Annotated in this window: 11 protein-coding genes; 6 read left to right on the forward strand and 5 right to left on the reverse strand. The window is 69.3% G+C overall.

Annotated elements, in window-relative coordinates; translation table 11 throughout:
• Window positions 1-54: 54 nt before the first annotated feature.
• From merA to ABD250_RS11880, 4 genes are all read left to right on the forward strand, one after another.
• Window positions 55-1,455: a mercury(II) reductase gene (gene merA, locus ABD250_RS11865; protein ID WP_017838447.1), complete on the forward strand. Its 1,401-nt coding sequence runs from the start codon at window positions 55-57 to the stop codon at window positions 1,453-1,455.
• Between the two features lie 220 nt (window positions 1,456-1,675).
• Entirely contained in the window at window positions 1,676-2,278 is a 603-nt protein-coding gene (locus ABD250_RS11870) for a recombinase family protein (protein WP_094364518.1), read from the forward strand.
• A 1-nt stretch (window position 2,279) separates the two neighbouring features.
• The gene (locus ABD250_RS11875) at window positions 2,280-3,659 is read left to right on the forward strand and encodes a Mu transposase C-terminal domain-containing protein (RefSeq protein ID WP_163376769.1); all 1,380 of its coding nucleotides are present in this window, start codon (window positions 2,280-2,282) and stop codon (window positions 3,657-3,659) included.
• Window positions 3,660-3,661: 2 nt separating this feature from the next.
• The gene (locus ABD250_RS11880) at window positions 3,662-4,471 is read left to right on the forward strand and encodes an AAA family ATPase (protein WP_163376768.1); all 810 of its coding nucleotides are present in this window, start codon (window positions 3,662-3,664) and stop codon (window positions 4,469-4,471) included.
• A 295-nt stretch (window positions 4,472-4,766) separates the two neighbouring features.
• On the opposite strand, the gene aztD is transcribed toward ABD250_RS11880, so the two are convergent.
• Genes aztD through aztB form a run of 4 tightly spaced genes read right to left on the reverse strand, consistent with a single transcriptional unit; the run spans window position 4,767 to window position 9,151 of the window.
• Window positions 4,767-5,990 carry a zinc metallochaperone AztD gene (gene aztD / locus ABD250_RS11885; protein ID WP_179523840.1) on the reverse strand — a complete coding sequence of 408 codons (1,224 nt, stop codon included), beginning with the start codon at window positions 5,988-5,990 and terminating at the stop codon, window positions 4,767-4,769.
• Window positions 5,991-6,015: 25 nt separating this feature from the next.
• Window positions 6,016-6,936 (reverse strand): zinc ABC transporter substrate-binding protein AztC, encoded by a 921-nt coding sequence (gene aztC / locus ABD250_RS11890; protein ID WP_179523841.1) that lies wholly within the window; start codon window positions 6,934-6,936, stop codon window positions 6,016-6,018.
• Window positions 6,933-8,207: an ABC transporter gene (locus ABD250_RS11895; RefSeq protein WP_179523842.1), complete on the reverse strand. Its 1,275-nt coding sequence runs from the start codon at window positions 8,205-8,207 to the stop codon at window positions 6,933-6,935. Before ABD250_RS11895 ends, aztC begins: the two co-directional genes overlap by 4 nt.
• 23 nt (window positions 8,208-8,230) lie before the next feature.
• On the reverse strand, window positions 8,231-9,151 hold the full coding sequence (aztB, locus tag ABD250_RS11900; protein WP_179526048.1) for a zinc ABC transporter permease AztB: 921 nt from the start codon (window positions 9,149-9,151) through the stop codon (window positions 8,231-8,233).
• 53 nt (window positions 9,152-9,204) lie between these two features.
• Between aztB and ABD250_RS11905 the strand changes: the two genes are divergently transcribed.
• Window positions 9,205-9,864: a metal ABC transporter ATP-binding protein gene (locus ABD250_RS11905; protein WP_182652656.1), complete on the forward strand. Its 660-nt coding sequence runs from the start codon at window positions 9,205-9,207 to the stop codon at window positions 9,862-9,864.
• A gap of 2 nt (window positions 9,865-9,866) precedes the next feature.
• Window positions 9,867-10,676, forward strand: a complete 810-nt coding sequence (locus tag ABD250_RS11910) for an adenylate/guanylate cyclase domain-containing protein (protein WP_179523844.1) — start codon at window positions 9,867-9,869, stop codon at window positions 10,674-10,676.
• Window positions 10,677-10,697: 21 nt separating this feature from the next.
• On the opposite strand, the gene ABD250_RS11915 is transcribed toward ABD250_RS11910, so the two are convergent.
• Window positions 10,698-11,219 (reverse strand): TetR-like C-terminal domain-containing protein, encoded by a 522-nt coding sequence (locus ABD250_RS11915; protein WP_422110533.1) that lies wholly within the window; start codon window positions 11,217-11,219, stop codon window positions 10,698-10,700.
• Window positions 11,220-11,262: the final 43 nt, after the last annotated feature.

The raw sequence follows: 11,262 nt of genomic DNA on the forward strand, positions 1-11,262 counted from the left end.
CTGGAACGTCCACTATGGACGCTGAAGAGGGGTCACGCGAAGGAAGGTGGGCAAATGGGTGTGGACTACGACGTCGATCTGGCCGTGATCGGCTCAGGAGGCGCGGCGATGTCCGCCGCCATCGCGGCCAGCCAGGCCGGTAAGAGCGTCGTGCTGGTTGAGCGCGGTGTTCTGGGCGGGACGTGCGTGAACATCGGCTGCGTGCCGTCCAAGACGCTCCTGGCGGCCGCCGGGGCCCGGCACGCCGCGCTCACCAATCCCTTCAAAGGTGCCCCAACGTCAGCCGCACCGGTGAACCTCGGCGATCTGGTGGCCCAGAAGGACGCACTCATCGAGCGCCTGCGTGATGCGAAGTACGCCGATGTGGCCGCTGCCTACGGCTTCCAGGTCCGCCCAGGCCAGGCCAGCTTCCTGGACGGGGACACCCTGGCCGTCGACGGCCAGGCGCTGCGGGCCCGGGCCTATCTGGTCGCCACCGGTGCCACCCCCGCCATCCCGGAGGTGGTCGGTCTCGACTCTGTGGACCGGCTGACGTCCACCACCGCGATGCAGCTGACCGAGCTGCCTGAGTCCCTGGTCGTTATCGGTGGCGGGTACGTCGGGATGGAGCAGGCCCAGCTGTTCGCTCACCTCGGCACCCGGGTCTCTGTGGTCGGGCGTCTGGCGCCGCACGCCGAGCCGGAGCTGGCCCAGAGACTTCGGGAAGTCTTCACCGACGACGGCATCACCGTGGTCGAAGAGCGCGCGACCACTGTGGCCCGCGAACCAGGCCCCGCAGGAGAGGTGGTGGTGACCACGGACTCGGGCGAACAGGTGCGCGGCGCGCAGGTCCTGGTGGCCACCGGACGCCTGCCCCGCACCGACGGCCTGAACCTGGCCGCTGCCGGTGTGGACGTGGACGAGCGCGGCTTCGTCGTGGTCGACCAGACCCAGCGCACCTCCAACCCGCGCGTCTGGGCCGCCGGTGACGTCTCGGGGGCTCCCCAGTACGTCTACGCCGCCGCCGCCGGCGGTCGGGCCGCCGCGCTCAACGCCCTGACCGAGGACAGGTACCCGCCGGCAGCTCGGGTCGACTACGCCGGCTTTCCTGCGGTCGTGTTCACCCGGCCCCAGCTGGCCTCGGCGGGGTTGACCGAGGACGAGGCCCTCACCCGAGGGCACGCGTGCGACTGCCGCGTCCTGGACCTGTCCGATGTCCCCCGGGCGCTCGTCCAGCACGACACCCGCGGGGCGGTGAAGCTCGTCGCCGACGCCGTGAGCGGCAAGGTTCTGGGCGTGCACGCTCTGGCGGACGGGGCCGGGGAGATCATGCTGGCGGCCACCTACGCCATCAAAAGCGGCATGACCGTCGACGATCTGGCCGACACCTGGGCGCCGTACCTGACCATGAGCGAAAGCCTGCGCATCGTGGCCGGCCTCTTCCGAAACCAGATGCCGACGTCATGCTGCGCCTGAAACCCGCGGCCCCAGCGGGGTGGACGAGGGCTCCCGCGGCGGCCCGCCTGGCGCCGTGAATGTGCCTTAAAAACCTACAGTCTTATGAGACACCAGGCGGGGACCGGACGCCGAGACCGCTTCATGGGCCGATGGGCACCTTCTGCCTCTCGCGAAGTCGTCTCACCGTGAACTGTCGCAGGGTGGTGCTCGGTAGGGGTTTGTGAGTCATAATCATGTCATGAGGCTCTTGGGGTACACCCGCGTGAGCACTGCGAGTCAGGACGCGCAGTTGCAGTTGGATGCACTCGTGGATTCCGGGGTGCAGAAGCGGGATGTGTTCGCGGATGTGACCTCGGGTAGCCGGACCGCGATCGAACGCCCGGGGATGAAGCGCCTGTTGGACTATGCCGAGTCCGGCGACACGGTCGTGGTGTGGCGCATCGACCGGCTCGGCCGATCCTTGATCGATGTCCTCAACACCGTGAACCTGATGCGCGACAAGGGCGTAAAGATCAAGTCGCTTTCGGACGGCATCGACCCGGAGACCACTTCCGGCCGGTTAATGCTGGGCATGCTGGCCACGCTGGCCGAGTACGAGCGCGAGCTGATCACCGAGCGAGTCAATGCCGGCATCGCTGCGGCGAAGCAGAGCGGTACCCGGTTCGGTCGGCCGCCTGTTGACCCGGCGGTGATTGCGGAGAAACTCGACATCGCTCGGGACGCCCGCGCCAAGGGTCGCACCGCCGAGGAAGCCGCCCGATTGGTCGGATGGTCTCGCGCCACGCTGTACCGGCACCAACAGGCTGCCCGCGACCGCGACATGGTCTCCCAGCAGGTGTGACATGGACGGGCCGCAGCGGTGGCGAATCCTCCGGCTTCACGTCGAGGACGGCATCTCGCTGACGACCCTGGCCCGTGACACCGGCACCGGGCTGCGGACACTGCAACGCTGGCACCAGCTTTACAAGACCGGCGGCATCGCGGCGTTGGAGCCGCGGCCACGACGCGACACGGGATCTCGACGCACTCCGGCGGAACTGGTCACGTTTCTCGAGCACCTCGCGCTGACCCGCCCACGCCCGAGCACCGCTGCATTGCACCGGCTCACCACGGCCGAAGCGGGTCGCTTGGGGCTGACGGCCCCGAGCTATGCCACGGTCCGCGCCATCGTCCACGCTTTGGACCCGGCCCTGGTGACGCTTGCTCTGGAGGGGCCGGCAGCATATCGGGACCGCTATGAACTGGTGTTCCGCCATCGCGCCGAACGGCCGAATGTGACGTGGCAAGCCGATCACACCGAACTCGACATCCTCATCACCGGCGCCAGCGGCACCCCCGACCGGCCCTGGCTGACGGTGGTGATGGACGACTACTCCCGCGCGGTCTGCGGGTACATGGTCTTCACCGGGGCGCCATCGGCGATGAACACCGCGCTGGTGCTACGACAGGCGATCTGGCGCAAGACCGAACCGGCCTGGGCGATGTGCGGACTACCCGACGTCCTCTATATCGATCACGGCAGCGACTTCACCAGCCGCCACCTCGAGTACACCGCGGTCTCACTGAAAATCCGCCTCATCTTCTCCACCGTCGGTCGCCCGCAAGGCCGAGGCAAGATCGAGCGGTTCTTCGGCACAGTCAACACCGAGCTCCTGGCCACCCTGCCCGGACATCTGGCACCAGGGGCCAAGACACCTCCATCTCTGGATCTACCTGCGCTCGATCAGGCGATCGCCGGTTTCATCGCCACCTACAACGAGCGGACCCACCGGGAGATCGGGACGAGCCCGAAGAAGGCGTGGATCGGTGACGGGTGGTTGCCACGCATGCCCGAATCCCTCGATGAACTCGACGGACTGCTGCTGACGGTGCCCAAGCACCGCACCGTGCAGCGTGACGGCATCCACTTCCAAGGCCGGCGCTACCTCGCGCCAACTCTGGCACCGTTCGTTGGCCGCCCGGTGACGATCCGCTACGACCCGCGTGACATCTCCGAGGTTCGCGTATACGACCGCGACACCTTCCTCTGCGTGGCCATCGATGAGGCGCACCCGAACCAACGGGTAAGCCTGCAAGAAGTCGAGACCGCACGCCGAGCCCGCCGGCGCCAACTGCGCAAAGACATCAACGACCGCATCCCGCGTATCGCCGATCGGGCCGAACCGCGCACCGCCGCCCCCGGAGCGCGGCCAACCAAGCTGCGCACCTACGAAGAGGACTAAGGATGGCCAAGGACTTCATCATCACCAAGGAACATCGCCGGTTCACCGAATTCGCCACCGCGGTACGCAAGGAACGCACCATCGGCATCTGTCACGGCGACGCCGGCATCGGCAAGACCCAATCGGCACGCCGATACGCCCACTGGGACACCGTGGAACCGTTCATCACCGAATGGGGGCCGCGCACCGAAGACGACGCCAAGCTTTATGCAACTGCGAACCGGTGCCGGACCGTGTTCTACACCCCCGAGGTGCTCCCCAGGCCCAAAATCCTCATGCACGAGATCGCGCACCTGCAGACAAAGCTCGGCATCTGCATCGACGAACACCAGCGCAACATCGGCAAAGTCACCGGCGCCCACTCAGGTCACACCAACAAGTGGGTCGAGCTGCTCATCATCGATGAAGCCGAACGACTGGCCCCGACCGCACTCGAACTCCTCCGTGATGAACACGACCGCTACGACCTGGCGATCATCCTCATCGGCATGCCTGGCATTGACCAGCGGTTTCGCCACTACCCTCAGCTCTACAGCCGCCTCGGATTTTCACACCGATACCGGGCACTAGGACGCGAGGAACTGCTCTTCGTCCTCGATCGCCATTGGAAACGCCTCGGCCGCACTCTTGACCCAGACGACTTCACCGACGCTCAAGCGATCGCCGCGATCGAACGCATCACCCGGGGCAACTTCCGCCTCCTCGAACGCCTCTTCCCTCAGATCGCCCGAGTGCTCAAGATCAACCAACTCGAGACCATCACCGACGACGTCATAGAATCCGCCGCCAGCATCCTCGTGATCGGAAACTAACGCCCCCAAGCGATCACAGAAAACCGCCGCAAAGCACTCAAACCCACAGCAGCGATGGCCGGCGGCATATCGTCCCACACGGGTGTACCCTGTGACCCCCTAGCCTCCGAGGCATCGCCGCTATCAACTGTCACGTCGACGGCGTTGGAGCCATCCGTACGGTCCAGCGGTCGCGCCGCGGTCCGGCTCCGCGGACTACCAGTGCACCCGCCCCCAACCCTCACCGCCTACGCAGAAACCGACGCCGACCATCGCCATCCACAGCGATGATCGGCGTCAGCCGTAGAAGCAGGCTCTAGCCCAGCGCGACCGCCATCTCGTTGGGCGCACCCGGGGTCTGGCCGGACGCGACGACCTCACCGGTGGTGAGGTCGACGGCGTAGACGGTGTTCTTCGCCGGCTCGCTCACGTAGGCGATGTCCCCGTTCACGACGATGGACGGGTGCGCGTCCTGCCACTCCGCCGGCCCCTCCCAGGGGTCGATCACGTCGTAGCTCTCGGAGATCTCGCCGGTGGCCGGGTCGATCACGCGGATGGCACCGTCGGTGCCGAGCAGGTAGGCCATGTCGTTCGGGCCGCGCACGACGTCGCGCCAGGTGTATCCGACGCCCTCCGGCAGGTCCACGACCTCGTGGGTGCCCGCCTCGGTGTCGATCAGTGCGATCTTGGTGAGCAGGACACTCTCGGCATCCGGGTCGTCCTTGTAGTCACCCACCACGAGCGGGCTGTCCTCGCTCACGTACGCGTTGCCCATGCGGCCGTACTCATCGGCGGCCGTGATCTTCTCGAACTCCCCGTCCTGGAAGATCAGGGCGCCGTCCTCACAACCGAAGATCACCGTCTCGCCGGCAGCGGTGCCCTCACCGTGGATGCCGGGGCACTCCTCGTTGCGGGCGATCTCCTCGCCGTCGGCATTGACGGCGAACGCACCCGTGCGGCCCTCGTCGTCACCGATGGTGGTGAGGAAGGTGCCGTCGGTCAACACGATCGAGACACCGTGGTGGGCCTGGTCGCCGGGGATGGTCTCGAACTCGGGGAGCTCGCCGCCCGAGTCGGCGAGTGCCGCGGTGTCAAAGATGAAGGTGTCGCTGGTCCCGTCGTCGTACAGCACGGTCTTGCCGGCGTGGCGGACGACGTGCGCCGGGGTGTCGGCCTCGATCACCAGGTCGGTGAGCTCGGGCACCGAGGTGTCGAGCACCTGGAACCCGTCGGACGTGGTCACCAGCACGGTCTGCCCGTCGCCGAACGCGTTCAGGCGGGTGAACTCCTCGGTCTCGAACTCCTCGATGACCTCCAGGGTCTCGCCGTCGAGGACCGCGATGCCGTTCTCGTACGCCACGGCCAGGCGCTTCTCCGAGGAGCCCGCCTCCGAGGCTGCCGAGGTGGTGGTTGCGGTGTTCTGTGCCTCGGCGTCGTCCGCATCGGCGTCGCCGCCGCCGGTGCCGCACGCGGTGGCGAGCAGCGCTGCCGTCGCGAGCATCGCGACCGCTCCGGCCGCGCGGGTGTGTCGTGTTCTCATCAATCGTCCTTCTTCCAGTAGGTGGTCAGGTGGAGAGCCCGTCGACGATGCGCTCGGTGTTCGCGCGCATCATCTCCAGGTAGCTGGGGGCGCCCTGTCCCGGTTCGGTGAGCGACTCGGTGAACAACTCGATCACCCGGGTGTCGATACCGGCCTCGCTCGCGAGTACCTGCACCAGCCGATCCGGCTGGGAGGACTCGGCGAAGATCGCGGGGACGCCGGCCTCGGTGATCGCCGAGGCGAGCCCGTCGAGGTCGGAGGCACTGGGGGAGGCGAGGGTGGTCCCGCCGGGGATGGCCGCGCCGAGGACGCGGAAGTCGAAACGCTCGGCGAGGTAGCCGAAGACGTGGTGGTTGGTGACGAGGGCGCGGTTGTCGGCGGGGATGGTGGCGAACGCGGTGGTCATCTCGTCGTCGAGCTCGTCGAGCTCATCCCGGTACCGGTCGGCGCCCGCCTCGACGGCAGCCCGGTCGATGCCGTCGACCTCCACCAACTCGGCCTCCAGCGCGTCGACCACGTCGACCATGCGGGCCGGGTCGGTCCAGAAGTGCGGGTCGGCGGTGCCGCCGGCATCCCCTTCCGAGTAGTCGATGACCTCGACCTGCTCCCCCGCGACGAGCATCGGCACGCCGGTGGCCGCCACCCGGTCGAGGTGCTGCTGGAGCCCCTCCTCGAGCCCCAACCCGTTGGACACCACCAGGTCGGCGCGATCCATCAGGCTCGCCTCCTGGGCGGAGATCTCGCACGAGTGCGGGTCGGCGTTGCGCTTCATCAGGGTCGTGACGTCGGCCGCATCCCCCACCACGTTCTCCACCACGTCGCCGAGGATGTTGGTCGTCACGACGATCGTCGGATGGTCGTCCGTGGCGCCGTCCACCATCGCGCACCCGGACAAGGCCAGTCCGGCCGTGACGAGCACGGCGGACAGCACCGAACGCCGCCTCATCGTCCGGTCTCCGCGACGAAGTCGGGCGTGGTGGGCGTGTCCAGGCTCCGGGCAACCCGTGCGTCACCCCGGTAGTCGATCTCGTGGACGACCCCCGCGGCGGGGTCGTTGACATACGCCCGCTCCCGGTCGACCGTGAGCTCGATTCCGGCTGCCGTCTCCGGGGTCGCGACCGCCTCGGCCAGCAGTGGATCGGTGGCGGCGATCTCGGCCCCGGCCTCGCCGTCGTAGACGCGGACCCGGCCCTGACGGTCCACCGCCACCACGTGGGAGTCGTCGTCGCTCGCGGCGGAGACCTGTACCAACGGCACATCCGTCGGTACGAACTGCCACTCGCGTGCCCGGGTGTCGAGCAGCCAGAAGCCCTGGTCCCCGGCGAGCGCGGCAACGGCCGGCCGGCCCTTGCGGCCCCGGAAGTCGGTTGCGCGCGGCGCCTGGGTCCCCTCGGGGAAGGCGATACGCTCGAACTGCGGTTCGCCCTCCTCGTAGGTGGCCAGCAGTACCCCGTCTGCACACCCCACGACCACGCCGATGCGGGTGGTCGCGGCTCCCTGGGCGTCCGCGCAGGGTGCGGTCGCACCGTCGACCGGCGAGCCGTCGGCCCCGTGGAACTCGACCCCGGAGACTGCCCCCGCCTCGTCGACGGTGGTGACGAGCGCGCCACTGCCAAGGGGAGCGGCCAGGCCTTCGTGCGGCTCGGTCTCGAGGCGGAAGACCTCCTCGATCCGACCCTCGGACAGCGCCTCGTTGCTGAGCAGTACCGCCTCGCCCGACTCGGGGAAGAACACCCCGGTGCCGCCGGTGGTCGCGTTTCCGGAGGTCGAGACGACCGCCGGCCCCTCGCCGGCCACGGCTCCCAGAACGCTCGGGGAGGTCCGGTAGTAGTGGAAGTGGTCGACGTGATCCCACGTCCACACGCCGCTGTCGACGATCTCCACTCCGGCACCGGTGTCGGCGAACAGGTACCGGCCGTCCGAGGTGACCGCCGTCGGCGGGTCGATGCTGCCCGGTTCGGTCGTGGTGCCGTCCAGCAGGTTGAGCATCCCGACCGCACCGGTGCGGTCGATGCTCACCAGGTGCAGCTGCGGCTCGGCCACCTCCTCGGCCCCCTCGATCTCGCCGTGCCCGCTGCCGGTCTCCTGCGGCGAGGACTCCTCCACGGTCGCGGCGGACCCGGGCGGGGCGGCGTCCGGGTCATCCGTGCCACCCGCGCATCCGGTGAGGATCAGGGCGACGACGACGAGGGGGGCGATCGATCTCAGGGTGCGCATGCTCTGCTTTCTCGAGGGGTTTCTCACGGGGCGGGCGCTTCCGCTGCGGCCGGGGTGACGGGGTTGACCGGGCTGACAGGGCCGACCGGGCCGACCGGGGGACGGTGGCGCGAGAGCCGGGTGGCGCGAATCGTCTGGCGGACCGCGTGTGCTGACGCCGAGACCCCTGCCAGTGCGATCGCGGAGAACGCGATGGAGGAGCCCGCGGCCGTCCCGGCGTGCCAGGAGGCGAGCAGACCGATCACCACGGCGGCGCTCCCGAACACCGCGGCGAGCGCCATGGTCGACGGGATGCGCCTGGTCCACCGGTTCGCGGCGACCACGGGGGCCAGCAGCAACGCCACCACCAGCAGGGTCCCGACGGCCTGGTACGAGGCGACCACCGCGAGGGTCACGAGTCCGACGAGCGCCACCTGTGCGACCCTCGGCCGCAGCCCCAGGGTCTGGGCGACGCGGGGATCGAAGGCCGCGGCGACGAAGGCCCTGTGGAAGCGAACGGCCACGACCAGCGTGACCGCCAGCGCGGCGGCCAGGGTGATGAGTTCGGGACCGCGGATCGCCAGGATGTCACCGAACAGGACGGCCGAGGCGTCCGTGGCGAAGCTTCCGGAGTGGGACACGATGATCACCCCGACCGAGAGCATGGTGACGAACAGCAGCCCGATCGTGGTGTCGTAGGAGAGCTTGCCGCGCTTCTGCAGCGCCCCGATCGCCGCGCTCATCGCCACCGCACTGACGGCCCCGCCCACCAGGGCCGGGAAGCCGAGAACGGTGGCCAGTGCGACTCCCGGGAGCATCCCGTGCCCGATCGCCTCGCCGAAGAACGCCATGCCCCGGATGACGACCCAGGTGCCGACCACTCCGCAGATCACCGCCACCAGGACGCCGCCGACCAGAGCCCGCGCGACGAACGCGGTGCTGAACGGATCGAGGAGCAGGGACACGAGGACGTACAGTATCCATAACGACATTCATTATCAACAAGGAGGCCGCGAGCATGCCCCCACCGGGACCGGCCATCAGCGCCCACGGGTTGTGCTTCGGCTATGCGGGTCGCGAGGTACTCCACGACGTCTCCGTGGAGCTGTCGTACGGGACCCTCACCGCGTTCGCCGGCCCCAACGGGTCGGGGAAATCCACACTCGTGGAACTGCTCGCCGGCGTCCGCGTGCCCCTGAGGGGCGAGGTGCGCCGCCTCGGCTCCATCTCACTCGTGGTCCAGCGGCCCGCCGCGCCGGAGACCCTTCCCCTCACGGTCCGCGACACCGTCTCCATGGGGACGTGGGGACGACGGATCGGCAGGCGGGAGGCCCGCGGCGTCGTGGCCGAGATGATCGCGGCGGTCGGCCTGGACGGTCTCGAGTCCCGGTCCCTGACGGAACTGTCCGGCGGCCAGCGACAGCGCGCCCTTCTCGCGCAGGCGCTCGCGAGCCGCGCCGACATCGTGTTGATGGACGAGCCGGATGCGGGCCTGGATTCCACCAGTCGGCAGCACATCCACGAACTACTGGCCGACCAGGCCCATCGGCGGGGCGTGGCCGTCGGGTGCGCGTCCCACGACGAGCGGTTCGTCGCCACCGCCGATCGCGTGGTCCGCCTGGAGTCCGGGCACGCCACCACACACGGCACCACGGGAGCACGTGCGGCTACCCTCTGAGCATGTCGAACCCTCGGTGGGAGCGGGCGCGCGCGTCCGCCGCCCGAATCGCAGCGGGCGCCCGCGATATCAACAGACACCCCTCCGCGGTCGAGGCGTTGCGCCGCGCCCGGCGCGCGCTACCCGGCGATTCCGGGTTCGGAGATCCGCTCTCGGCCGCGGGCCGGGACAGCGCGGGGACGATCGCCCGCGTGGCCGGTCGCCTGTTCGACGAGCAGCCCACCGCCTCGCGCGAGTTGTCCCTGGGCGGGTTACAGGTGTGGCACGCACTGACGCAACGGTCCGGCCGAGGCGGCAGTGGGAGCGAGGTGACCATCGTGTTCACCGACCTCGTCGGGTTCTCCAACTGGGCCATGCGCGTCGGCGACGAGGACGCTCTACGGCTGCTGAGGGAGGTCGCCTCGGCCACCGAGCCGGAGGTGCGGAACCACCGCGGGCACGTGGTCAAGCGCCTCGGCGACGGCCTCATGGCGGTCTTCCCGTCGCCCCAGCTCGCATTCGATGCCGTCGTGGCCTGCTCCGACGGGCTCGACCAAGTGGAAGTCGCCGGCATGCGGCCCCGGATCCGGGCCGGTATCCACACCGGGAACCCCCGCCTGATCGGCGGCGACTACCTGGGCGTGGACGTCAACATCGCCGCCAGGCTGGCGGAGAAGGCGGGGACGGGCGAGATCCTGGTCAGCGAGACCACTCTCCCCGGACTGGATGAGTCCAGGGTGTCCACGCGTCGCAAGAGGAGCTTCCGGCTCACCAAGGCCAAGGGAGTCCCCGACGAGGTCGCCGTCTACACCGCGGTCCCCCGCCAGCAGTGACGGCTGCGCGCGCGGCAGCCGCTACTCGGATGGGCCGGGCCACCGCCCGGTGATGAGCTCGGTCATCTCGTCCACCCACGCCTCGTCGAGGGCGGCGTCCCGGCGGACGAGGATGCGAAAGATCACGGTGCCCGCGACCACCTCGGCGAGCATGGGCAGCTGGTCGTCGCCGCGCCGGGACCGGCCGAAACGGCTCTCGAACGCGGTGAGGTTGCCGGCCAGGCGGGCGATCATCTGGTCGTGGACCACGGGGTCGGCGACGGTGTCGGCGATCAGTCCCGGCAGCGCCACGCGCACCTCGGGCCGGTCGAACATCGACCGGATGGTCTCCACCAGCGCCCTGATGTCGCTGCGGACGTCCCCGGAGTCCGCCGGCAACACGACGGTCTCCGCGGACAGCACGGCCTCGTGGACGAGCTGTGCCTTGCCCGACCACCGCCGGTAGATGGCCGCGGTGGTCGTCCCCGCGCGCGCGGCGATCGCCGAGAGGGACAGCGCCGGATAGCCCGTCTCGAGGATGAGCTCCCTGGTCGCGGCGATCACCGCGGCATCGATCCGCCCGTCTCGCGGCCGCCCCGCGCCAGAC

Source organism: Dietzia cercidiphylli (assembly GCF_039531545.1).
Lineage (GTDB): Bacteria > Actinomycetota > Actinomycetes > Mycobacteriales > Mycobacteriaceae > Dietzia > Dietzia natronolimnaea.

Bases quoted from the DNA above. Each gene is read 5' to 3' on its own strand.
- aztD (WP_179523840.1), bottom strand. From the start codon at position 5,990: ATGAGAACACGACACACCCGCGCGGCCGGAGCGGTCGCGATGCTCGCG.
- aztC (WP_179523841.1), bottom strand. From the start codon at position 6,936: ATGAGGCGGCGTTCGGTGCTGTCCGCCGTGCTCGTCACGGCCGGACTG.
- ABD250_RS11905 (WP_182652656.1), top strand. From the start codon at position 9,205: ATGCCCCCACCGGGACCGGCCATCAGCGCCCACGGGTTGTGCTTCGGC.
- ABD250_RS11875 (WP_163376769.1), top strand. From the start codon at position 2,280: ATGGACGGGCCGCAGCGGTGGCGAATCCTCCGGCTTCACGTCGAGGAC.
- ABD250_RS11870 (WP_094364518.1), top strand. From the start codon at position 1,676: ATGAGGCTCTTGGGGTACACCCGCGTGAGCACTGCGAGTCAGGACGCG.
- ABD250_RS11910 (WP_179523844.1), top strand. From the start codon at position 9,867: ATGTCGAACCCTCGGTGGGAGCGGGCGCGCGCGTCCGCCGCCCGAATC.
- merA (WP_017838447.1), top strand. From the start codon at position 55: ATGGGTGTGGACTACGACGTCGATCTGGCCGTGATCGGCTCAGGAGGC.
- ABD250_RS11895 (WP_179523842.1), bottom strand. From the start codon at position 8,207: ATGCGCACCCTGAGATCGATCGCCCCCCTCGTCGTCGTCGCCCTGATC.
- ABD250_RS11880 (WP_163376768.1), top strand. From the start codon at position 3,662: ATGGCCAAGGACTTCATCATCACCAAGGAACATCGCCGGTTCACCGAA.